This is a genomic window from Streptomyces incanus (assembly GCF_042656345.1).
In the GTDB taxonomy this organism is placed as follows: Bacteria; Actinomycetota; Actinomycetes; order Streptomycetales; family Streptomycetaceae; genus Streptomyces; species Streptomyces incanus.
Genome location: NZ_JBHSPC010000093.1, coordinates 26,613 through 48,196, shown reverse-complemented (window position 1 = coordinate 48,196; position 21,584 = coordinate 26,613). Strand labels below are relative to the sequence as shown.

General features: G+C 69.4%; 16 protein-coding genes and 9 pseudogenes. 13 read left to right on the top strand and 12 right to left on the bottom strand.

The genetic code is table 11. The features are described from left to right. Nucleotides 1–91: 91 nt before the first annotated feature. A pseudogene (locus ACFP2V_RS27370) lies at nt 92–682 on the bottom strand (transposase); the annotation flags it as partial. Nucleotides 683–720: 38 nt separating this feature from the next. On the opposite strand from ACFP2V_RS27370, the gene ACFP2V_RS27365 reads away from it, so the two are divergent. The 3 genes and pseudogenes from ACFP2V_RS27365 to ACFP2V_RS27355 form a co-directional block, all read left to right on the top strand. Continuing rightward, nucleotides 721–939, top strand: coding sequence for a LysR family transcriptional regulator (locus ACFP2V_RS27365; protein ID WP_381217852.1), 219 nt, complete (start codon nt 721–723; stop codon nt 937–939). Then, nucleotides 936–1,619 carry a M15 family metallopeptidase gene (locus ACFP2V_RS27360; protein ID WP_381217850.1) on the top strand — a complete coding sequence of 228 codons (684 nt, stop codon included), beginning with the start codon at nt 936–938 and terminating at the stop codon, nt 1,617–1,619. The genes ACFP2V_RS27365 and ACFP2V_RS27360 overlap by 4 nt, the downstream gene beginning before the upstream one ends. A 259-nt stretch (nt 1,620–1,878) precedes the next feature. After that, nucleotides 1,879–2,004 (top strand): annotated as a pseudogene (locus ACFP2V_RS27355) (telomere-protecting terminal protein Tpg); the annotation flags it as partial. A 106-nt stretch (nt 2,005–2,110) separates the two neighbouring features. Here the strand turns inward: ACFP2V_RS27355 and ACFP2V_RS27350 are convergent. Both ACFP2V_RS27350 and ACFP2V_RS27345 read right to left on the bottom strand, forming a co-directional pair. Next, entirely contained in the window at nt 2,111–2,308 is a 198-nt protein-coding gene (locus tag ACFP2V_RS27350; protein ID WP_055571498.1) for a ferredoxin, read from the bottom strand. A 12-nt stretch (nt 2,309–2,320) separates the two neighbouring features. Then, entirely contained in the window at nt 2,321–3,526 is a 1,206-nt protein-coding gene (locus ACFP2V_RS27345; protein WP_381217847.1) for a cytochrome P450, read from the bottom strand. Between the two features lie 280 nt (nt 3,527–3,806). Between ACFP2V_RS27345 and ACFP2V_RS27340 the strand changes: the two are divergent. After that, nucleotides 3,807–3,920 (top strand): annotated as a pseudogene (locus ACFP2V_RS27340) (lysine transporter LysE); the annotation flags it as partial. 817 nt (nt 3,921–4,737) lie between these two features. Here ACFP2V_RS27340 and folE read toward each other — a convergent pair. Further along, nucleotides 4,738–5,028 (bottom strand): annotated as a pseudogene (gene folE / locus ACFP2V_RS27335) (GTP cyclohydrolase I); the annotation flags it as partial. 270 nt (nt 5,029–5,298) lie between these two features. On the opposite strand from folE, the gene ACFP2V_RS27330 reads away from it, so the two are divergent. Next, nucleotides 5,299–6,066, top strand: coding sequence for an SDR family NAD(P)-dependent oxidoreductase (locus tag ACFP2V_RS27330; protein WP_381217845.1), 768 nt, complete (start codon nt 5,299–5,301; stop codon nt 6,064–6,066). 100 nt (nt 6,067–6,166) lie between these two features. Here ACFP2V_RS27330 and ACFP2V_RS27325 read toward each other — a convergent pair whose 3' ends face one another. Continuing rightward, a complete protein-coding gene (locus ACFP2V_RS27325; RefSeq protein ID WP_381217843.1) occupies nt 6,167–7,024 on the bottom strand; it encodes an IS982 family transposase in 858 nt (285 codons plus the stop codon). A gap of 376 nt (nt 7,025–7,400) precedes the next feature. Between ACFP2V_RS27325 and ACFP2V_RS27320 the strand changes: the two genes are divergently transcribed. Both ACFP2V_RS27320 and ACFP2V_RS27315 read left to right on the top strand, forming a co-directional pair. Beyond that, a complete protein-coding gene (locus ACFP2V_RS27320; protein WP_381217841.1) occupies nt 7,401–8,819 on the top strand; it encodes a sugar porter family MFS transporter in 1,419 nt (472 codons plus the stop codon). A 213-nt stretch (nt 8,820–9,032) separates the two neighbouring features. Beyond that, nucleotides 9,033–9,245: a hypothetical protein gene (locus ACFP2V_RS27315; protein WP_381217839.1), complete on the top strand. Its 213-nt coding sequence runs from the start codon at nt 9,033–9,035 to the stop codon at nt 9,243–9,245. A gap of 202 nt (nt 9,246–9,447) precedes the next feature. Here the strand turns inward: ACFP2V_RS27315 and ACFP2V_RS38725 are convergent. Beyond that, a pseudogene (locus tag ACFP2V_RS38725) lies at nt 9,448–9,744 on the bottom strand (helix-turn-helix domain-containing protein); the annotation flags it as partial. On the opposite strand from ACFP2V_RS38725, the gene ACFP2V_RS27305 reads away from it, so the two are divergent. Continuing rightward, nucleotides 9,724–9,966: a histidine kinase gene (locus ACFP2V_RS27305; protein WP_381217834.1), complete on the top strand. Its 243-nt coding sequence runs from the start codon at nt 9,724–9,726 to the stop codon at nt 9,964–9,966. The pseudogene ACFP2V_RS38725 and the gene ACFP2V_RS27305 sit on opposite strands and share 21 nt — an antisense overlap. Before the next feature lie 392 nt (nt 9,967–10,358). Here ACFP2V_RS27305 and ACFP2V_RS27300 read toward each other — a convergent pair whose 3' ends face one another. Both ACFP2V_RS27300 and ACFP2V_RS27295 read right to left on the bottom strand, forming a co-directional pair. Then, entirely contained in the window at nt 10,359–11,255 is an 897-nt protein-coding gene (locus ACFP2V_RS27300; protein ID WP_381217832.1) for an ATP-grasp domain-containing protein, read from the bottom strand. Continuing rightward, nucleotides 11,252–12,136 carry an ATP-grasp domain-containing protein gene (locus tag ACFP2V_RS27295; protein ID WP_381217830.1) on the bottom strand — a complete coding sequence of 295 codons (885 nt, stop codon included), beginning with the start codon at nt 12,134–12,136 and terminating at the stop codon, nt 11,252–11,254. The genes ACFP2V_RS27300 and ACFP2V_RS27295 overlap by 4 nt, the downstream gene beginning before the upstream one ends. Before the next feature lie 754 nt (nt 12,137–12,890). Between ACFP2V_RS27295 and ACFP2V_RS27290 the strand changes: the two genes are divergently transcribed. From ACFP2V_RS27290 to ACFP2V_RS27280, 3 genes and pseudogenes are all read left to right on the top strand, one after another. Next, nucleotides 12,891–13,742 carry a putative RNA methyltransferase gene (locus ACFP2V_RS27290; RefSeq protein WP_381217828.1) on the top strand — a complete coding sequence of 284 codons (852 nt, stop codon included), beginning with the start codon at nt 12,891–12,893 and terminating at the stop codon, nt 13,740–13,742. Continuing rightward, nucleotides 13,739–14,515 (top strand): annotated as a pseudogene (locus ACFP2V_RS27285) (IS5 family transposase); the annotation flags it as partial. The gene ACFP2V_RS27290 and the pseudogene ACFP2V_RS27285, both read left to right, overlap by 4 nt. A 282-nt stretch (nt 14,516–14,797) precedes the next feature. Then, complete coding sequence (locus tag ACFP2V_RS27280) at nt 14,798–15,751, top strand: Ppx/GppA phosphatase family protein (RefSeq protein WP_381217826.1); 954 nt, start codon at nt 14,798–14,800, stop codon at nt 15,749–15,751. 242 nt (nt 15,752–15,993) lie between these two features. Here the strand turns inward: ACFP2V_RS27280 and ACFP2V_RS27275 are convergent. Continuing rightward, nucleotides 15,994–16,699: pseudogene (locus tag ACFP2V_RS27275) on the bottom strand (IS6 family transposase); the annotation flags it as partial. Between the two features lie 165 nt (nt 16,700–16,864). Here ACFP2V_RS27275 and ACFP2V_RS27270 point away from each other — a divergent pair. Beyond that, nucleotides 16,865–17,680, top strand: a complete 816-nt coding sequence (locus tag ACFP2V_RS27270; protein ID WP_381217824.1) for an SAM-dependent methyltransferase — start codon at nt 16,865–16,867, stop codon at nt 17,678–17,680. A gap of 225 nt (nt 17,681–17,905) precedes the next feature. Here the strand turns inward: ACFP2V_RS27270 and ACFP2V_RS27265 are convergent. Beyond that, nucleotides 17,906–19,016, bottom strand: a pseudogene (locus ACFP2V_RS27265) (transposase family protein). Nucleotides 19,017–19,107: 91 nt separating this feature from the next. Between ACFP2V_RS27265 and ACFP2V_RS27260 the strand changes: the two are divergent. Continuing rightward, nucleotides 19,108–19,612: pseudogene (locus ACFP2V_RS27260) on the top strand (IS701 family transposase); the annotation flags it as partial. A gap of 312 nt (nt 19,613–19,924) precedes the next feature. Here ACFP2V_RS27260 and ACFP2V_RS27255 read toward each other — a convergent pair. Together ACFP2V_RS27255 and ACFP2V_RS27250 are read right to left on the bottom strand one after the other, a co-directional pair. Further along, nucleotides 19,925–20,356, bottom strand: a complete 432-nt coding sequence (locus ACFP2V_RS27255) for an SRPBCC family protein (protein WP_381217822.1) — start codon at nt 20,354–20,356, stop codon at nt 19,925–19,927. A gap of 258 nt (nt 20,357–20,614) precedes the next feature. Then, nucleotides 20,615–21,001, bottom strand: coding sequence for a DUF2267 domain-containing protein (locus tag ACFP2V_RS27250; RefSeq protein WP_381217820.1), 387 nt, complete (start codon nt 20,999–21,001; stop codon nt 20,615–20,617). Nucleotides 21,002–21,584: the final 583 nt, after the last annotated feature.

The window sequence follows — 21,584 nt, the reverse complement described above, 5'->3', positions numbered from 1 at the left end:
CAGGAGCACATCACGAGAGCACGCGATGCATGATTGCGAACAGGCGGAGCAACGTGCCCGGCCGTCCGGATCACAAGATCGTCGCCAGAACCCGGATCTTCACGTGGATCGCGTCGATGAAGACCACTGGATAGACGGCGTCGAGCGGCCGGTTCTGCCACTCGGCCATGCCCTCGAGGACCTTGTCGGTGATCGTGGAGATCGTCTGGCGGGATATGTCGGCGCCATAGGCCTCCGCAAGGTGAGCCTGGACCTCACCGGTCGTCAGGCCCTTCGCAGCGAGCGAGATGACCATCTCGTCCACGCCGGTCAGGCGCTTCTGCCGCTTCTTGACGATCCTCGGCTCGAAGCTGCCTTCCCGGTCGCGGGGAACGGCTATCTCGACCGGGCCGATGTCGGTGAGCACGCTCTTGGCACGGGTGCCGTTGCATGAGTTGCCGCCGTTCTTCCCGGCCGGATCGTGCTTGTCATAGCCGGGATGGTCGGTGATCTCGCCCTCGGGAGCGGACTCCAGGAGCCGCTTGGTCAGCTGCTGGAGCAGTCCTCCCTCGCCGGTCAGCTGAAGGCCCTCGGCCCGAGCCCGGCCCACCAGCCCGTCAATCAACTGGCCGTCCACAGACTTTGCCGGCGCCGCCTCAGACGGCTCGACGGGCTCGGCCTCGGTCATGTTGTTGCTGGTCATCGATGCATCTTCCATGATCGGGAGTTACACCGAACGTTTTGCAGTCCCTCACCGGAGCTGCGCGAGACCTCGGCATTCACCAGTCCACGCTGGTGATCCAGATTAACCACATCGAAAGGGATCTCGGACAACCCTTGCTCGAACGAGCTGAACGCGGCATGGTCATGAAACTGACCCGATTCGGGAAGCGCGTCATCACGGCGGCTCGGAAGATCCCGGCTGGAGGGGCGCAAGGCCACGAGATGATCGCGTCATGACTGAGATCGTTCTGATGTCCGACCCGAAGGTCACAGCCGTGCCTGTTCAGGAATGCGGTGAACGGCTCGTGGATCTGCGACGAGATGGTCACCTGCTGGTCGACAAGCGGAAGTGGCAGGACTCCGCCGGCGCCTTCGCCTACCTGCGGGAAGGAGTGCTCGACCGTCTCCTCAAAGCACAGGCACAGCTACCTCAAGGGATGCGGCTGCTGTTCGTCGAGGGGTATCGTCCACCGTCCCTTCAGCGCCACTACTTCGACAAATACGCAGCCCAACTGCGTGCTGAACATCCGGAGTGGGCCGCTGAGCAGGTTCGCTCGGCAGCCAGCCGCTACGTGTCCCCTCCCGAGATCGCACCGCACAGCGCCGGGGCAGCTGTTGACCTGACGCTTGCCGATGACGACGGGTGCGAACTCGACATGGGTACGCGTATGAACGCGACTCCGGAGGAGAGTGCGGGCGCCTGTTACACGAAGGCCGACAACATCAGCGACAAGGCTCGTTCCCACCGGGGCATCCTGAGTACCGCCCTCACCGCTGCCGGCCTGGTCAACTACCCCACAGAGTGGTGGCACTGGTCATACGGAGACCGCTACTGGGCCTTGGAAACAGGAGCGGCAGTCGCCCACTACGGACCCAAGGAACTCGACCAACCGCAGACTTCGCACCCGCAGAGTTAGTTCGGCACCGGGTGTCGGTCGGCACCCGAGGGAATGGCATGTTTCCTGAGACGAACACGGCATGACATGGCGTGAGACAGCCTGAAGAGCCGCAGGTCAGAGCGATGCTCTATGACATGGATCGCGAGATCCTACACGTCCCCTGACCACCCTGGACGCCGCCGTGCGGCCCGTTCCACCCGGCCCCGGGTAACTACCCCGGCCCGGCCGGGAACGCCGCACAGCGACCCCCGCAGCCGATCATGAACGGAGACCCCCGATGGGCATCGTCGGTGACGGCCTTGAGCGGGCCGTGCAGCAGGCGTTCGCCCGCCCCCTCCCCAAGTCGGCCGGCGCGCAGATGCGCTACCTGGTCAAGCAGCTCAACGGCACCCGCGCGGTGGCCTTCTGGTCGATCCTCCGCCGCCTGGGCCCCGGGCCGGCGTGACGGGCACGCGGCGGGTCAGCCGGCCCGCCGCGTGCGGCGGCGGACAGGCGGTCGGCGTGACCCGCTACTCGTCCTCGGACAGCGTGATGGCGCCCACGGGGCAGGCGCGGGCGGCTTCCCGGACCAGCGGGTCGCCGGCGCCGTCCTCCCGGCCGGGCAGCAGGGCGCTGAAGCCGTCGTCGTCCTGGGTGAACACTCCCGGCGCGGTCAGGGCGCACTGTCCGGCGCCGATACAGCGGTCCTTGTCGATCTCGATGTGCATGACGGCAGCCTCTTACCAGCTGACGGGGAGTTCCAGCATCCCCTGGATGGTGTTGCCGGGTTTGAAGGGGATCTCCTCCGGCGGGGCGGCGAGCCGGAGCCCGGGCAGTCGTTCGAGGAGCGTGCGCAGGGCGATCTCCAGCTCGGTGCGGGCGAGGTTCTGGCCGAGGCACTGGTGGATGCCGAAGCCGAAGGCGACGTGGTGACGGGTCGAGCGGTGGAAGTCGAGCGTGTCGGGCGCCGGATAGACGTCCTCGTCGCGGTTGATGACGGAGGTGGAGAAGACCACGCCGTCCCCGGCCCTGATCGTGGTCCCGGCGATCTCGATGTCCTCGGTGGCCAGCCGCAGCAGCCCGTCCGCGATGGACAGCATCCGCATGAGTTCCTCGATCGCGTCCGGCAGCAGCGAGGGGGCGGCGCGCAGTTCGGCCAGCCGGTCGGGGTGCAGCAAGAGCGTGTAGGTGCCGAGGGAGATCATGTTGGCCGTGGTCTCGTGGCCCGCGACCAGGAGGATCATCGCCAGCGCGGTCAGCTCCTCGCGGTCCAGCTCGCCCTCGCGCAGCCGCTGCTGGACGAGTTCGTCCAGCAGGCCCTCGCCGGGCTGCCGCTGCTTGTGGTCGATCAGTTTCTCCAGGTACGCCGCCAGCCGGTCCCGGGCGTCCTGCGTCTCCTCGGCCGTCGGTCCCCGCAGCAGCCGCCTCGACTGCTCCTCGAAGAACTCGTGGTCGGCGTAGGGCACGCCGAGCAGGGTGCAGATCACCATGGACGGGACCGGCAGCGCGAAGGCGCGCACCAGGTCGACGGGCGGCCCCTGCGCGATCATCGCGTCCAGCAGTTCGTCGACGATCTCCTGGATGCGCGGCCTCAGCTCGGTGGCGCGCTTGAGGGTGAAGCTCGGGATCATCATCCGCCGCTGGGTGCGGTGCTTGGGGTCGTCGACGCCCAGGAGTGCCGGCCTGCGGTCGCGGACCGCGGCGAAGCGGGGCGTGGTGACGGGGAAGCCCGAGCGGGTGCGGTCCGTGGACAGCCGGGGGTCCACCAGCAGGTCGCGGGCGACGGCGTGGCCGGTCACGAGCCAGGCCGGGCGGCCGTCGTAGAGCTGGATGCGGGCCAGTGGCCGGGCGGCGCGCAGCGGGTCGTACCCGGTGGGCGGGTGATAGGGGCAGGTCCGGTCCTGGGGGAAGGAGACGGGCTCGGACAGTTCGGTCAGGTCTGTCATGGAAGGCCTCGCAGACGAAGGGTGCGTCGTGCCGATCTTCTTTAGATGCCCGGGGGCACCTAGGGCACGACATGAAGTTCGGCCAGATCGGGGACCTGCTGGATCTGGCTGGGAACCACCCATTCCGTATCGTAATTCGGTTGCCGCCCGAACGGCGCGGGATACAGGATCCGGCCGTGTCCACGACCGATGTGTTCTCGTCGCTGCCGTCCGCCGCCGACCTCTCCGCACGGTCCCAGCAGCAGCCCGGCCGTCCCCGGAGGCCCGGTCCGCCGCGGTCGTGAGCGCCGCGCTCGTCGCGGGCCTGCTCGCGGGCTACGGCATCGCCGTGCCCGTCGGCGCCGTCGCGGTCCACCTCGTCACCCTGACCGCCCGAACGTCCCTGCGGACCGGTGACCATCCCCTCATAGCCAGAGGCCGTGACTGCATTCGAGAACACCTCGGTGCTTGCTTCGGGACCATGGTCGTGCTCTGCACGACGAGGGGGCCCGGGCGCTGCCGAAGTCCAAGGTCGATCTGTACGCGGCGATCCGCCGGGATGCCAGGACAGGCCTGTCGACGTGCGCGCTCATGCGGAAGTACGGCGTCGGCTACGAGACCGTGCAGAGAGCTCTCGCATCGGCGTTGCCGGGACCGCGGAAGAAGATGAGGCCGCGGGCGGCGCGCCTGGACCCCTACGAGCCGGTGATCGACACCATCCTGAAGGCGGACCTGACCGCGCCACGGAAGCAGCCGCACACGGTCAAGCTGATCTACGAGCGGCTGCTGGACGAGCACGACGCGGTCGACATCTCCTACCCGATGGTCGGCGCCCACGTCGCCGCCCGCCGTGAGGAGATCCGCCTGCAAGCGGGCAGAGGCGTGGTCGACGCGTTCGTCCCGCAGACCCACCGGCCCGGAGCCGAGGCCGAGGTCGACTTCGGAGACGTCACCGTCAAGCTCGCCGGCGAGCTGGTGACCTGCTCTTTGTTCGCATTCCGGCTGGCGTGCTATCGCAGCCGGCCTGCGCAAGCACTCCCGCGATGCCACCCGGCCGAGCTGCACCCGCTTGCGTGCCCGGAGTGCCGTGAGCACCCGCTCCCACACGCCGTCCTTCTGGCCGGCGCCACCAGGAGTGATGAACCGTCTGCCACGGCGGTCAGCCATGCGGCAAGAGTCTCCGGGTGGTGTGGCCTTCCGATGTCGGGACGGGCTACGTGCGGCGCGGTGCGTCAGGAGGTGGCACCGGTCAGGGCGAGGAATTCGCTGCGGGAGCGGGCGTCGGACCGGAGCAGGCCGAGCAGGGTGGACGTCATGGTGGTGGAGCCGGTGGCCTGGACGCCGCGCAGGGTCATGCAGGCGTGCTCGGCCTCGATCACCACGCCGACCCCCTTGGGTTCCAGGTGGGTCTGCAGCCAGTCGGCGACCTGCTTGGTCAGGCGTTCTTGGACCTGCGGGCGGCAGGCGAAGTACTCGACGACACGGGCCAGCTTGGACAACCCCAGGATGCGGGCCCCGGGCAGGTTGAACCGCCCCGGGACACTGTGCCTGTATTGATCACGAGCGTTGTTGACACTGGCCGGGTTTGATCATGGCGAAGACCTCCGGTGTGGTGGAGATGTCGAGTCTTCACCGCACGGAGGTCGGGCCTTTCCAAGGCCGGCTCGCCACCACCGACCGCATCACCATCGAGGCACTGTCCTGGCCCGGTCAGGACCCGCTTCACCCCCCACCCAGTACCGGCACGCGCTCAGGCCTCTGTCCGCCGCCCAGCCCTCCCCGGGAGAACGCCCATGAACCCCACCTACGACTTCGCCGGCCGGGTCGCCTTCGTCACCGGAGCCTCCTCCGGCATGGGCCTGGCCACCGCCCGCGCCTTCGCCGCCTCCGGCGCCGCTGTCGCCCTCACCGACATCGACGAAGCCGCCCTGACGTCCGCCGCCGAGCAGCTCACTGGTGAAGGCCACCACGTCATCGCCATCATCTGCGATGTCACCGACGAGGACCAGGTCGCCGCCGCGGTCGACCGCACAGTGGACACTTTCGGCCGCCTCGACATGGCCTACAACAACGCCGGCATCCAGATCCCGCCCGCGGACGCCGCCGACGAACCCGCCGAGGTCTTCGACCGTGTCCACGCCGTCAACCTGCGGGGCATCTGGGCCGGCATGAAACACGAACTGCGTCACATGCGCACCCAAGGCAGCGGCGCCATCGTCAACTGCTCCTCCCTGGGCGGCCTCGTTGGTATCCCCGGCCGCGCCTCCTACCACGCCTCCAAACACGGTGTGATCGGCCTGACCGGCAGTGCCGCCCTCGAGTACGCCCCGCGCGGCATCCGCATCAACGCCATCTGCCCCGGCACCATCGACACCCCCATGGTCAGCGACATGATCGCCAAGGGAGAACTCGACCGCGCCGAAGCCGAAGCAGGCCAGCCCATCAACCGCCTCGGCACCGCCGACGAAATCGCTCAGGCCGTGCTGTGGCTGTGCAGCCCCGGCGCCAGCTTCGTCATCGGCGTCGCCCTCCCCGTCGACGGCGGCTACGTCGCCCAGTGACCACCCCACGTCCAGGCTGTCGGCATCGGTGAGGGTGTCGGCCAGTTTGGCGAGCACTCGGGCGTCCTCGGGCCGGCTGGACGAGTCTTTCCGAACACGTTCAGTGATCGTAGGCGGTCAGTGAGCGGCTGACCGCCTGCCCGGTCTGGAAGTTGTGCCAGACCACGGTGGCCGGCACAAGGACGCGCTGCACGACGCGCACGGCCACGCCCTCGCAGGTGCGACCGCCGTGTTGTTCCAGGTCGAGCTGGCCCTTGAGAGTGTCGTTCACCGACTCGATCAACTGGCGGACCTTCTTGAGCATCGGCTCTCCGGGGCGGGCGGCCTCGCGTTTCATCGACGGCCACAGGAGCGTGATGCCCTGCTCGGACGGAGACCGCTCAAAGGCCCTGGACGCGAAACCCTTGTCCGTGTTCAGCAGCAGGCCGGGCCGTTCCCGCACGAGCTGGGTGTCGACCTCCAGCATCGCCGCCAGGACCTCACGCTCATCGAGCTTCGGGCCGGCCAGGGCCCACAGGATCGGCATGCCCGAGGGGGCGCACGCCAGGAACAGCCGCAGCCCCCAGTAGAACCGTGAATGTGACGAGCAGTAGCCGCAGCCGGCCCACCCCGCCACTTCGCACCGCTTCACCGTGGGCCGTGACATCCCGCAGGGCACTGGCGTGGAGTCGCAGATCCACACGGTGTCGTGCCAGAAGTCGGTGTCCTTGGCGAGGACCCGGATCAGGCGTTTGACCTGCGGCAGCGCGGCCCGTAGGAGCTCGTTGTAGCCGGCGTCCTGTGGGACGTACGGGCACATGACGCGGTAGTGGGCGCGTACGGGCCGCGGCCGGCGGGCCTCGCTGTGAAAGCCGGGCAGGGCCTGTATGACGGCCAGGCACAGCAACTCGGAGTGACTCAGCCTCGGTGGCCTGCCCGGCAGCCGGGCGATCCCGGCCCAGTCATCGTCGATCTTCACCTACAGTGCGGTCACGAGGGTGGTCAAGTTCGTCGTCACAAACGGATCTTGAGCACCCTCGCTTCATGCACGCAGGCATTCGGAAAGACTCGTCCAGCCGAAGCACGGGCCCGAGCCGAGGCCCCGCTGCCCGGGAACTCCTGTGCCATGGACCCCGCGTGCCTCCGCGACTTCGGGGTAGTCGGATCATGTCCGGTACTTGACTGCAACTTTTAAACGCAAGCCCGCTTGACGGGCGGTGAAATCTCGCAGTAGCAGAGGTATTGACTTCGATATTTGAAGACGTGATCTCTGCAGCGTTGCTTTTACCTTCAGGTTTCACCTGGAAGGGCTGACCCCACCCCGGCAGCGTTGCCGGTGGCCCGAGGAGTTACACGTGACCAACACAGAGCAGGCCCCCAGGCCAGGAGCCGGTACGGCTCATCCCGAACATCTCGGGCACGTCATCTTCATCGCGGCGTCGGCCGCCATGGGCGGTTTCCTCTTCGGTTACGACAGCTCCGTGGTCAACGGCGTCGTCGAGGCCATCCGGAGCCGCTATGGCATCGGATCTGCGGAGCTGGCCCAGGTCATCGCCATCGCCCTGATCGGCTGCGCCGTCGGCGCCGCGACCGCGGGCCGCATGGCCGACCGCATCGGCCGCATCCGGTGCATGCAGATCGCCGCGACCCTGTTCGCCGTCAGCGCCATCGGCTCCGCCCTGCCCTTCGCCCTGTGGGACCTCGCCTTCTGGCGCATCGTCGGCGGCTTCGCCATCGGCATGGCCTCGGTCATCGGGCCGGCCTACATCGCCGAGGTCGCCCCGCCCGCCTACCGCGGCCGCCTCGGCTCCTTCCAGCAGGCCGCGATCGTCATCGGCATCGCCACCTCCCAGCTGGTCAACTGGGGTCTGCTCCACGCCGCCGGCGGCGACCAGCGCGGCGAACTGCTGGGCCTGGAGGCCTGGCAGGTCATGCTCGGGGTCATGGTCGTCCCCGCCATGCTCTACGGACTGCTCTCCTTCGTCATTCCCGAGTCCCCGCGCTTCCTGCTCTCCGTCGGCCGCCGCGAGCGCGCCCGCGAGATTCTCGCCGAGGTCGAGGGCAAGGACATCGACCTCGACGCCCGCGTGGCCGAGATCGAGCACGCCATGAAGCGCGAGCACAAGTCCACCTTCAAGGACCTGCTCGGCAGCAGCTTCCTCTTCAAGCGGATCGTCTGGATCGGCATCGGCCTGTCCGCATTCCAGCAGTTCGTCGGCATCAACGTCGCGTTCTACTACTCCGCGACGCTGTGGCAGTCGGTCGGCATCAACCCGACGGACTCGTTCCTCTACTCCTTCACCACGTCGATCATCAACATCGTCGGCACCGTGATCGCGATGATCTTCGTGGACCGCATCGGCCGCAAGCCGCTCGCGCTCATCGGCTCCTCCGGCATGGTCGTCGGCCTGGCCCTGGAGGCCTGGGCGTTCTCGCACCCGTTGGTCGACGGCAAGCTGCCGGCCACCCAGGGCCTGGTTGCCCTGGTCGCCGCCCACCTCTTCGTCCTCTTCTTCGCCCTGTCCTGGGGTGTGGTCGTCTGGGTGCTGCTCGGCGAGATGTTCCCGAACAAGATCCGCGCCGCCGCCCTGGGCGTGGCCGCCTCCGCCCAGTGGATCGCCAACTGGGCCATCACCGCGAGCTTCCCGTCGCTGGCCGACTGGAACCTCTCCGGCACCTACCTGATCTACACGTTCTTCGCGGCGCTCTCCATCCCGTTCGTCCTGAAGTTCGTCAAGGAGACGAAGGGCAAGGCCCTGGAGGAGATGGGGTAACTCCCGGCACAGTCCCGAGGAGAAGGGCCCAAGTCCCCGCCGCCCCTCTCCTCGTCCCGTCCGCCGCCCCGCTCGGTCACTGCCCGAGCGGGGCGGCGGTTTTCGTACGCCACCGCATCCCGTACGGCACCGGATGAGAACACCGCCGCCGATCCCCAGGGCTCGCAGAGCGGCTTCCTCGATGATCCGCAGCCGGAGCTGGATCTGCTCCCGGTGCTCCTCGGCCGTCCGCGGGTGCTTGGTGCCGAAGGCGATCAGATCGAGATGGGCACGCAGCAGGGCGATCTCACGCAGGAAGCCCGGCACCTGGTCCGCCTCGACCTCCAGATTTCTGTCGGCCGGCACGGGGAGGAAGCAGGCACCCAGCGAACGCACCAGCACCGATCCCACACCGTCGTACGCCAGGACTCGAACCCGGCGGACTGATGGAAGTCCTCCGGCACGTCGAGTATCCGCATGTCGCCGTCCGGTTCCCGAGCGGACACTTCCGCCAACAGGCTCATGGGAACAGGGGATCAGTACCGGGGCCGGGCGGGCCGGGCGTTTTCGCTGACGGAGTTCCACCCGCGGTGGAGGGGGAGCGGTCGAGACGCGTCAGACGCCCAGGGGCTCGGGCTGCTCGACGGGCTCCGCGGCGGCCGCCGCTGCTGGCAGGCCTCGTCCTCGAAGCGGATCCAGCCGCCGGCGGCCGCCCTTGTCCTTTTACCTCCGGCCAGGTGCTCTCCTTTCAGGCGGTGATCGCTGCCTCGTCGCGCTCGGCCGCCCGGCGGGCGGGCATCTGCGGGGTGAAGCCGAGTCGACGCATCAGCCGGGTCGCCCCGGAGATGCTGTAGGAGATGGGGAAGGTGCGGCCGATCAGCGTGGCGACCCGGGCGCCGGTCCACACCTGATCCTCCACCCAGCCGTGCGCGGCCGGCCCCTGGTCAGCCTGCTGCGGGAACGCAACGCGTATCTGGAACAGGCCCGTACGCTGACCGCCGCGGCGGCCCGGCCGGCGGAACGGAACCGGATCGCGGGAGAGACGCACGATCTCCTGGGCCACCGGCTGAGCCTGATCTCGGTGCACGCCGGGGCGTTTGAACTCGCTGCCGCGCGGCAGGCACCCGCCCTCGTCGGACACGTCGAGCTGCTGCGCACTGATCGTTGAGCTGGTTTTCCGCAGCACCGCACAAGCGGACGGGAGTGGTACAAGCTGGACCGGGGCGGCATGGGTGCGTCCTCACCTCCTACGACTGACTTCGTAGCACCGCCGGTCAGGGATCGGGGCCCACAGAACGCTGACGCGTCGGCGGGCGACGGCCGCGACGGCAGGCACGCCTGCGGACACGCCTGCGGGCGTACCCGTGCTGTCGGTCCGGGACCGGCGGGCGGCCGCGGTGGTGGTCGCCGGCTGCGCGGCGGCCGGTGCCGCGCAGCGGACCGCGCACGACTGGGCCGCCGTGCGGGGGCCGAGAGCCGGGTTCTGGGATCTGGTGCCGACGCTGTGCTTCGGCGCGGGCGCGGGCCTGGTGGTGGGACTGCCGGTGTACGCCGCGGCGGTTAGGGCTCGGTGGCGGGCCCGGACTCCGGGGCCCGCCGTACGAGACGGTCCTGACCGCTTCTACCCGCGTCTCCCGCACCACGGCATGCAAGCCGGTCCGTATCGGCTCCGTTGGCCCGGGACAGGGCCAGCGCTGCCAGAGCCTCGGGAGCACCCGACTGGCCCCGGATGCCGGGGAAGGCGTTGATGTCCACGATCAGTGGGGCGCCGTGGCCGCGGTCGATGATGTCCACGCCGTAGACGTCGAGGGAGAACACCTCTCCGACGCGGTGCACCAGGGCCGGCCATCCGGGCGGCAGGTCGTCGAGGCGGAGCGCTCGTGTGGGGCCGCGTCCCTCGGGGGAGAGTTCGGAGCGACGCAGGCCGGCGAAGAGCCGGTCGCCGATCGCCCAGAGCTTGTAGTCCCAGCCGTCGTTGGGGGCGAAATCCTGGACCACGACCGGCTCGTCCGGATGGGCGGCGGCCAAGTCCCGCAGGTGCGAAGGGCTGTCGACGCGGGCCACCACATCGTGCCGCCGGCTGTGGCGGCTCTTGACCACCGCGGGTCCGGACAGGGCCGGCCCGGACGCCAGCCGGGCGAGGGTGGTGAAGGTGCGCGTGGCCGCGAAGGGGAGGTCAGCACTCAGGGCCAGTGCGGCCATGGACGTACGGTCCTGGCACAGCGCGGTCGCAGTGGCCGAGTTGATCACGCAGGCGCGACGTTGCTCCAGGACCCGGGCGAGTGCGAGGGCATGTGGCGTACGTGCCTTCAGTAGGTAGACGTCAGCGAGCGGTTCGGAAACGGGCAGCGGCGTACGCGGATCCAGCACATCCACGTGGTGGTCGGGCGCGAGCAGGGCCGTAGTGAGGCTCAGTAGCGGGTGACCGGGCTCAGACGTGATCAGGCCGATTCTCATGCCGTCTTGCCTGCCGTCACGGGGACCGGAACGGTGCCGAGCGGCGGCTGCGCAGCCGCGGTCGCCTCGCCAGCGCCGGCCGCCAGAGCGAGGACGGCTCTTGCCAGGCGTACCGGCGCGTCGGGGACCTGACGGAAGCTGGGAAAGTCGTTCACGTCGACGACCACAGGGCCGTTCGGCCCCAGGACCACGTCCACACCGTACAGATCGAGGCCGTAGACCACGCCGACCTGACCAGCAATCGCGGCGATCTCGGCCGACAGCGGAACGCGGCGCTCCCGTACAGCGTGGTCAGGGTGGAGCGGGGAACGGCGCTCGGTGGCGTACAGCTCGTCGCCGATGCTGTACACCTTGATGTCAACGCCGGAGTTGGGCACGTACGGTTGGGCAATGAGCATGCCCTCCCCCGCCAGGTCGGGGAGCATCTCGGCGAGCCGGCGCGGGGAGGACACCAGGTGCACGGCCCGGCCCGAGCTGCCGTCAGCGGGCTTGACCACGATCGGATACTCCGACTCGGGTATCTCCACGAGCAGTTCGGGCAGCGCGGCCGCGTAGGTCGCAGGCAGGGGCAGCCCGCGACGGAGGCCGATGGCGGCGGCCAGCGCCTTGTCCCTTACGCCTCGTATCGCCCGGGCGTTATTGATCGTCGTCAGGCCGGCCGAGGCCGCCGCTTCGAGAAGGGTGAGGCCCGGGCCGCCGGAGACCGTCTTGAGCACCCATGCGTCATGGACGCTCGTCTGTACGGCCTCTGTCAGGCGCAACAGGGAGCCGCCGGGGCGCAACACGTCCACTTGGTGTCCCCAGGAGGCGAGTTGGCGGATCACTTCGACGGGCATACCGTCGTGGCGATACTGCTCCTCCACCAAAAAACAGAGTTTCATCGTTCTTCCCCGTCACCGCCGGGCGCCCGTCTTGCGGCCTGTCGTCCGGCATACCGTAATGCCTTGTGGCGTTACAGGATGTCATGACCGGGCGGCCGGAAAGTCGTCTGCTGTCACGGGGCCGGCGGGCCGCGCCGCGGCCGCTCGGCCAGTCGCGCCAGGGACAGGGGGCGGGCAGCGCGCCGGCTCCGAGCCCCGGCCCGCCCGCATCCGCCATCGCACTGCCCCCGGAGACGTCGAGCGGGTCAATTCGAACGCGTGTGCAGTCACTGCCCGTTGCGAGGGCGCTGCACCACGTCCAGGACCGGACGCGACATCAACGAGCTCGTCGTGGCTGATCCTGGTGGAGCGGCGGTTCGCCGAGCTGACGCAGAAGAAGCTCAGGCGCGGTGTCCACCGCTGCGTCCAGGCCCCCGAACTGCGACATGCGCGGCCGGCTCACCGACTTCAACGGGCATCCCAGACCCTTCGCCTGGACGAAGACCGCCGACTAGGCCGTGTCTCCCAACTTCGGCGGGCATGAGGGACTTCGCCAGTGCTCGTAGACTCATGGCATGGCATTCATGAGCACCCCGCACTGCTGCTTCCTCTGATCGGAAGACGTTGAGGGCGATGCCGGACGGCGTCGCCCTCCCTGGTGTGCCTGCTGCGTGAACCACATTCCCGACGCTGCCCGTTCCTTCCTGAGGCAGTGACGCTCTGAGCGCGCGTGCAGGCACGGCCTTCTTCCCTTCACCCTTGCCAGGAGTGCCTCGTGCCCGTGTCGCTTCCCCCTGCCCTCGCGCTGTCCCTCGACCTGCTGCGCTGCCCAACCTGCCGCACGCACCGCCTGCACCCCGACCGCAGCGCACTGCGCTGCCCGGCGGGTCACACCTTCGACATCGCCCGCCACGGCTACGCCGGCCTGTTGACGGGCACCCGTGCCACCAGCGGCGACGACGCGGCCATGGCCCAGGCCCGAGACCGCTTCCTGTCCACCGGCACCTACGCGCCCATCGGCGAAGCCGTCGCCCGCCTGGCGGCCGACGCCGCACCTGAGCAGGCCACGGTGGTGGACGTCGGATGCGGCACGGGCTACTACCTGGCCGGCGTGCTCGACCAGATGCCCGGCGCCCGTGGCCTGGGGCTGGACACGTCGGTGCGCGCGCTGCGCTCGGCGGCTCGTGCCCATGCACGAGCCGCCGCGGCGGCCTGGGACGTCTTCCGCCCCTTTCCACTGGCCGGCGGCGTAGCCGATGTCGTGTTGGACGTGTTCGCCCCGCGCAACCCGACGGAGTTCCACCGAGTGCTCCGCCCGACCGGCCGGCTGGTCGTGGTCCGTCCTACCGGACAGCACCTGGCCGAGCTGCGTGACCGGATGCACGCGATGGTCACAATCGATCCGGCCAAGGAACAACGCCTGCACCGGGCGCTGGATCCCTTCTTCGAAGCCGTCCTCACCGAACAGGTCCAGTACACCGTGCCTTTGACCCAGCAGGAGGCTCTCGACCTGGTGGGGATGACGCCGAGTGCACGCCACGTGAGCCGTGCAGACCTGGCTGATGACGGCCTCCTGCCCGACCGGGTCACCGTCTCCGTGCTGGCCACCGCCTACCGGCCTCGGTGACCACGAGCGGGCGCATGCGCCCGCTGACCGAAGCGCAGTGGGCGCGCCCGGCGTCCTGCCTTCCCCGCAACACGGGGAAGGCAGGACGTCCGTTCGCCGACCACCGTCGCATCATCGAGGGGATCATCTACCGGTATCGCACCGGGATCCCGTGGACAGAGCCGCCGCGCGAGACGTTCGGGCCCTGGCAGACGGTGTGGAAACGGCACCGCAGATGGGCGGCTGACGGCACCTGGGACACGGTTCTGGCGCAGCTGACCGCTCAGGCGGACTCGATCGGCGGGACCGGCTGGACTGTCTCGGTCGACTCGACGATCAACCGGGCCCATCAGCACGCTACGAACACGGCCCGGCCGGAGAAGGACGCCGGCGCTGCCACCTGCCGCAGCGAGAGTGAAGCTACCGCGACCGAGGGTGAGCCGGTGGGCCATGGGATAGGCCGATCCCGCGGGGGCCTGACAACCAAGATCCATCACGCCGTGGACGGCAACGGCCGCCGGCCGTCGTAGTCACTCCGGGCCAGGTCCATGACGGACAGGTCCTGCGCCTCGTGCTGGGCGACATCCGGGTTCCGCGATACGCGACTCGGCCGGGGCAGGCCGCGCACCACCCCGGACGCGCTGCTCGCAGACAAGGCGTACTCCTCCAAGCAGATCCGCGCAGACCTCGTGGCCCGGGGCATCCGCACGGTGATCCCCGAACGCGCCGACCAGCAGGCCAACCGCAAGAAAAAGGGCCGTAGCGGCGGACGCCCCCGCACTCTGGATACGGAGTGTGCCGGGGTGAGGGTGCTGCCCGACCGGCGCTGACAGGGCCATCGTGGGAAAGGGGCCACGGTGGGCGAAACCGTACGGTTCGAGGAGCCGGGACCTCCGTGCGCAGTCGGCGTGAGATCGTCCACGGCTCTGCCGCTGCGGGCCGGGGCGGAGGGTGCACGGGTGGTGACGATATGCTCATGCGGTGGGCCGGAATCCCGTCGCGTCGTCGTCCGGGCTGCCGGAAGAGCGGAGAAGGAACCGGTCCGGTCGAGTGTGGGGCCAGGGGGAGGCGATGGGATGCGGCAGGCCGGTGTGCTCGATGTCGGGTGCCACAGTGCTCTACTGACGGTGGTGCGCCGGCGCCCGGGGGCGGTGCTGGAGCCGGTGTTCTCCCGCAAGGTGCGGTTGAGACTGCACGAGACCCTCGACCGCAAGGGGCGGCTGGACAAGGCCGGCATGCGGAGCGTCGAGCGGGCGGTGGCCGAGGCCGTCGCCGCCGACCCGCGTCCGCGCGGACCGGAAGTGTTCGCGTTCGCGACCTCCGTCATCCGGGACGCGCCCAACCGCGACGAGATCATCGCGCGGGTGGCACGCACCACCGGCACCCGCCTGCGCGTGCTGAGCGGGGTTGAGGAGGCGCGGCTGGCCTACGTGGCCGCCCGCCAGTGGGCAGGCCCGGCGGCCGGGCGGCTGCTGGTCCTTGACATCGGCGGCGGCACCGTGGAGATCGCCTCCGGCACCGGAGACCAGCCCCACACCGTCCACTCGCTGCCCCTGGGTGCTCGCAGGATCACCCGGGACTGGCTTCCCGGCGGCACCGCGCCGTCCCAACGCCGCCTGGCCGAGATCCGGCGGCACCTTCACCGGTCCCTGGAAGCCGTGCCCGGTCTGCCGCAGGCCGAACCGGACGGGCGGGTGCTGGCCTGTTCCAAGACCTTCGAACAGCTCGCCCGGCTCGCCGCCGCCCAGGGCAAGACACCGCGAGCCGGACGGCGGCTGGCGCTACCCCACCTGCGCACGTCGGTCTCCCTGCTGGCCGACGCGGGGCTGTCCCGCCGTGCCAAGCTGCCGGGCATCTCCCGGCACCGCGCCGAACAGTCCCTGGCCGGAGCCCTGATCGCACAGGCCCTCATGGAAGCCTGCGGGGCCAAGAACGTCGAGATCTGCCCGTGGTCCACCCGGGAAGGGCTATTGCTCGAACACCTCGGCCCACCACACGACACAGCCGACCGTTCCCGCCTGGTCGGCTGAGTCCAAGGGACGTCGAAAGCGTCGACATCCGCACCATGATGGTGGCCGCCGTGAACGGGCATGAGTCAAAGGGGATCCAGTTCCTCGCTCGCGAGCCCCCGACGACCTGAGCGCGGCTCAGATCCACCGGTGTTGACGATGTCTCCGATGAGGGCGGCGACGGCGGAGGGCATTACTTGTCGGTGTGCGGTTGCTTGAGGATGTGGCGGGGTGGGCTGGGCTTGGTTTCCGCCTCTGGTTCGGGCCTCGGTGGGCATGGCGGTAGTGCCGGTGATCTCGTTCCAGGTTCCGAAGCGATGGCGCATCTCGGCACGGTAGCCGGTGGCGGTCATCCGGTGGCGGCGTGACCGGAAGTGCGGTGAGATCTGGCTGAACGCGGACAGGGATCTCTGGGTTCTGCCGACTGTGCGGAAGCCCTTCATCGCGCGTTCGCGCTGCCTCGTCGGCTGATGGGAGCTCTCCGCCCAGTGGTTCGGGAGCCTTGTGACAGCGGTGCTCGACCGAGGGCATCACCGCGCGGTGGGAACGGAGCTCGTCCGTGACGATCACCCGCGGCACGGCCCCGATTCCGTTGTGGAGCCGACGGGAGTAGCGCCGGGCCGCGGCCTGGTGGCGCCGGTTCCGGACCAGGACGTCCAGCACGGTGCCGTCCTGGCCGGCCGCGCGCCGGAGTTCCTTCCGCTCGCCGTTGATCGTGCTGAAGACCTCGCCCAGGTGCCACCTGCCGCCGGGGCGGGGACGCCGGCGGCGCAGCGCGCCTACGTGGGACTGCCCGGACTTCAGGCACCACCGACGGATCGTCTCGTAGGACACGATGACACCGCGCTCGGGCAGCGGCCCACCGGCCTCGCGGAAGCTGAGCGGGAACCGGAAGTACCGCCCCACGCAGGGGGAGATGATCTCCACCGGGTACCGGTGCCCCTGGTACGACGGCGGCACGGACGACACGAGTGAACCCCCTCTCCGGCACGATCAACTCCAAGATCATCCCAGGCCGGTCAGTCAACGTGACAGTGCCCACTGATGCCCGCAACAGGGTTTGCGTGTAGGGGAGTTGCCTTGTGTTGGGTACGGTGGGCCTCTGGTGAGGCAAAGTGAGGGGAGCGAGTTGGGATGAGCGAGCGTTCGACAGGTGGAATGGTGCCGATCAACTCTTCGGTGGCGCATCCTGCGCGGGTGTACAACGCTTGGCTGGGCGGCAAGGACCACTACCCCGCTGACCAGGAGGCGGCCGAACTGGCCGCTGCGGCCAACCCGCAGGTCGTTCCGGCAGTCCGGGCCAACCGGGCCTTCCTGGGACGGGCGGTGCGGCACTTGGCCGGGAAAGCAAGGGTACGGCAGTTCCTCGACATCGGCACCGGGATTCCGGCGGCGGACAACACGCACGAGGTGGCGCAGCGGGTCGATCCCGGCGCCCGGGTGGTCTACGTCGACAACGACCCCATTGTCCTGGCTCATGCCCGCGCGCTGCTGGTCAGCACCGAGGAAGGAACGACTGACTATCTGGAGGCAGACCTGCGTGACGTGGACGGCATCCTGACGGCCGCTCGGGAGACGCTGGATCTGTCGCAACCCGTGGGCTTGATGCTCGTGGCGGTTCTGCAGTACATTCCGGGCGCCGACGACCCCCATGGGATCGCCCGACGGATCCTCGACGAGCTCGCCCCCGGCAGTCACATCGTCCTCTCCCACCCGGCTGCGGACATCGGAGCCGAAGAGGTCGCTGAGTCGATGCGCAGGTACAACGATCGGGCCGCCGAGCACGCGGGAGCCACGCCCCGTACACACGCCGAGGTCACCCAGTTCTTCGACGGTGCGGATCTCCTGGACCCCGGCGTCGTCCAACTGCCCGAGTGGCATCCCGACTCTGCGGGTAGCCTGTCTCCTGGCGCGCTGCCGATGTGGTGCGGGGTCGGCCGCAAGCTTTGACGGACGCGGACCCGTGCGCGGCGCAAGCCGCGCAGGTCCTTTCCTGACGTTGCGCTTGCCGATAACCTCATCCGCTCTGGTCGGAGCTGGTGTGCGGGGTGTACGGGATGTCGAGCGCGGTCGGTCGAGTCTGCGGTGTCGCGCGGCTGTCGATCAACGCGGCATGATGACCAACCGTGCTGCTGCGCCTGGCCTTGCGCTTGCCGAATACCTCATCCGTGCTGGTCAGGCCGCATGCTGGTACGCGTGGAGGGTAACGCCAAGTCGCGCCCGCCGTCGGCCGTCGCATGTCCAGACGGGCGATCCGGTCCGGCTCCTCGATCGGAGCGGGCAGCGGGTGGAGGGGGCGGGCGTTCGCCAGGCCCCGGGGCGGCCTGTGCTCGTTGCAGAACGTCTCGAACTCACGCAGGGCGTACCGGAGCTGGCGTTGGTTCCAGATCAATGTGCGGTCCAGCAGCTCTCGCCGGCAGGTCTGCACCCACCGCTCCATGACCGAGTTCATTCTCGGTATCCGGACGCCGCTGAGCACCACCTCGATACCTGCGTCCTGGAGGACCGCGTCGAACAGCCGCGGGAACTCCCCGTCCCGATCCCTGATCAGACAGCGCGCCCAACAGCCGGCGTCCTCGAAATCCATGACAAGATTTTTCGCCGCCTGGACCTGGACCACCCAGGAGGCGGTCGGATGCGCGGTCACGCCCAGGAGCCGGATCCGGCGGTCCGCGTGCCCGATCGCGGCGAACACCTACAAGCGGGCCCCGGACAGGGTGACGGTTTCGAAGAAGTCGCACGCCAGGAGCGCGTCGGCCTGGGAGCGCAGGAAGCCCGCCCAGGTGCTCGAGGCCCGCTCGGGCGCCGGCTCGTCGCCGGCCTCCGTCAAGACTTCCCGGACCGTGGATGCCGCCACCTTCGCCCCGAGCACGAGCAGTTCACCGTGCGGGCGCCGGTGGCCCCAACTTGGCCTTTCCCTGGCCGGGCGCGGTACGAGTGCTCGGATCGAGCGCACGGTGCGGGGCCGGCCTCCGCGCTTCGGCCTGGACCGGGCGGCGTGCCGGCCGGCGAGGAGATCGCGGTGCCGGCGCAGCACCGTGTCCGGCCGCACCGGCAGCCGCAGCCGGCGCAGCACTTCCCTCGGCAGACCGTGGAGCAGCGACGCCGGGGACGCCCGGTCGCTCGCGTGCATCCGGACCCGCTGCCCGTCCAGCTGCCGCTCCAAGACGGCGATCCGGTGGCGCGGGGCCAGGATCTCGATGTCCTCCTCACGGCCGCTCGGTGGCAGCAGCCGCAGCATCGCGAACGCGTTCGTCACGCCCAGGTACGCCGGTCTCAGCAGCACGACCGATCACCATGCCGCGCCCACCGCCGCCGCGCGATAGCGGCGGCTCGATCGGCCGCGGCCGGCACCCCGAAACCCGCCCCCACCCTGTATGGATGAGGTATTCGGCAAGGGCAACGTCCATGCTCTCCTGGGCCCGGTCGGCCGCAAGAACGGCCGGTAACCGGCCGAATACGCCGGCCACCGCACCCCCCGACGGCCTGTAGCGGCTGCTGAACGGGACCACCTGGGATGCCGACGACGTCCGCGACGACCTGCAGACATACGTTGTCGAGAAGCTCGGCGAGAACGACGGGGGTGCTCATCCTCGGCGACACCGGCTTCGTCAAGAAAGGCACCACCTCCGCGAGCGTGTAGTGCCGGTATTCCGGCACCGCCGGCCGCACCGAGAATCCCCCAGAGGGAGTGCCCTCAGCCAGATCGGCGTCTTCGCCGCCTACGCCACCACCTGCGGCCGGGCCCTGGTGGACCGCGAGCTGTATCTGCCCAAGTCCTGGACGGACGACCGCCGGCGCTGCCGCGCCGCGAAGATCCCCGATGAGTGGGCCTTCGCCACCAAGGGAGAACTGGCCAAGGCGATGGTCGTGCGCGCACTTGCCTCTTTCGGTTCTGCGCCTGCGACCTGTGCTGGAAGTGGCTGACCTGCGGCGACGTCGTACCGAGCAGGCGCCGAGGTCGGCACTGCCGGGGCGTGGACCCGCGTGTTGTTCGGAGGCGCGTCCTAACCACACCCCTAGGTCCCCCGTGAGCCGGGAAGAGCACCCGGCGTAGCGCCCAGTCGACCTGATGGCCATGGGCTGGGCGCTGCCGCACCCGGGTGGCCCGGAGGAGGGACAGGGGTGCGCGGCTGCCTGGCAACCTAGCTGTGCGCTGACCTGCCGGGCACCGTAGCGGGGCCCTCCTGCCGATCACCGCCCTTGTTCCACGTACTCCTTGAAGTGCTCGAGATCGCTGCGGACGAGGCGTTCTATCGCGTTCGCCTGGGCGAAGCCCTTCGGCCCGCCGAAGGTGTCCCTGATGGTGCCGGGCTCGTACTCGAGCCGTGCCTGGACCCGGGTGCGGTTTTCGTCGATCGACTGCAGAGAGAAGGAACCCGTCAGGTCGGGAGCACCGGTGGTGTGCCACTCCATCACGTGCTCTCCCTCGCGGTCGGAGACTTCGGCCTCGAGTTCCCGGGACCGGCTGCCGGCCTCGACGCCGAGATGCGCTCGGCCTCCTGCCTCCGTACGGGTGTTTCGTAGTCCGTCCACGAAGCGCGGATAGTCCTCCACCCGGTGGAGGATGTCCCACGCCTTGCCGATCGGAACTCCAACGTCAACGTGTTGTTCGAGGGTGCTCATAGCCCACCTCCACGTCCGGCTCATGTGCGTATGTGGTTCTCTGCTTCCAGTGTGCGCCGTGACCGTCTCGTCGACCGAAACACGAGACGGGGCTGACCGTTATGTGCCAGGCCGACGAGGTCGACTGGCTACAGCACGGATCCAGTGACGTCGAAGGCGACGTCGCCGGGCACATCGGTCACGGTCAGGGCTTGCTGTGCGCTCGGCTGCCGCGGTGGGTGTGCGGATGCCGACCGGCGATGGGCCATGCCTGAGCGGTCAGCTCAGGGTCGGCCTGCCAAACAACTCCGCGTAGGATTCAGGTAGTTGAGAAAGCAGATGATCGACTTGCCTGCCGGAGGCCGCGTCGGCGACGGTGGACAGCACTGCGCTCGCGTCCCACTCCGCAGTCCGCGGTCGGGCGCCGGTCTGCCGGGCTACGCGACTGAGGAACTCCTCCCGGTCAAAGGGATCGGGGCCTCCCGGTTCCAGGTGCAGGGCCTCGTCCAAGGGGGCGGGCAGCTGAGCCGCGAGGTCGGCGGCTTCCTCCGGGGTGACTCTGGAGGCGAGCACCCCCAGCACCGCCGTACTGACGTGCTCGGTCTCCTCCCGGTTGTGGTACTCACCGCGGTCTTGGACCCGGGCCAGGAATTCCTCCAGCCTCACGGCCACCTCCTGCTGTCGGTCCGCACGCCACTGCGACTCCGGACACGTCGCGCCCTGCACGACGCCACCTCGGCGACTCCACAGATGGCGGCACCAGGAGCGCACTACCCGCTCTGAGTGCCCGCAGGCCGCACTGCGAAACGACATCCGCGAGACGCACTACGGCACCCGGGCCGGAGGCCCGTCGGGGGAGGAGGCCCGTCGGGGGAGGAGGCGCGTTTCTTCCGGCCCGGTTTGCTGGTTCGCAACAGGGACATGTTCACGATCCGGAGCGCTCGCAGCTGGTGGCCCCGAAAATCCTCGACGCCCGGACGGCGGGAGTCGCCTGCGCCGCTCCCACGGGCCGCAACGGCACCGCCGTCGCCTTTCCTGCCTCGCTGCCCACGGTGCCGGCCGTCGGCGCGATCGGCCGCACCGAGACCTACCCGCCCCATAGCCCCCAGGCCGCCCAGGCCGGCGGCCGTCCCATCCGGCCCCTACGCCCCGACCTTCACCCCCGCGGGAGGCGGAGTCGACCTGGTCCCACCCGGCGTCGCCGTCGTCATCACCTCGGCCGGTAGTACGTATATCCCGGCCGACGGAA

Excerpts from the sequence above, each read along its gene's own strand:
- ACFP2V_RS27360 (WP_381217850.1), top strand. The coding sequence starts at position 936 with ATGACTGAGATCGTTCTGATGTCCGACCCGAAGGTCACAGCCGTGCCT.
- ACFP2V_RS27350 (WP_055571498.1), bottom strand. The coding sequence starts at position 2,308 with ATGCACATCGAGATCGACAAGGACCGCTGTATCGGCGCCGGACAGTGC.
- ACFP2V_RS27345 (WP_381217847.1), bottom strand. The coding sequence starts at position 3,526 with ATGACAGACCTGACCGAACTGTCCGAGCCCGTCTCCTTCCCCCAGGAC.
- ACFP2V_RS27330 (WP_381217845.1), top strand. The coding sequence starts at position 5,299 with ATGAACCCCACCTACGACTTCGCCGGCCGGGTCGCCTTCGTCACCGGA.
- ACFP2V_RS27300 (WP_381217832.1), bottom strand. The coding sequence starts at position 11,255 with ATGAGAATCGGCCTGATCACGTCTGAGCCCGGTCACCCGCTACTGAGC.
- ACFP2V_RS27295 (WP_381217830.1), bottom strand. The coding sequence starts at position 12,136 with ATGAAACTCTGTTTTTTGGTGGAGGAGCAGTATCGCCACGACGGTATG.
- ACFP2V_RS27280 (WP_381217826.1), top strand. The coding sequence starts at position 14,798 with ATGCGGCAGGCCGGTGTGCTCGATGTCGGGTGCCACAGTGCTCTACTG.
- ACFP2V_RS27270 (WP_381217824.1), top strand. The coding sequence starts at position 16,865 with ATGAGCGAGCGTTCGACAGGTGGAATGGTGCCGATCAACTCTTCGGTG.
- ACFP2V_RS27255 (WP_381217822.1), bottom strand. The coding sequence starts at position 20,356 with ATGAGCACCCTCGAACAACACGTTGACGTTGGAGTTCCGATCGGCAAG.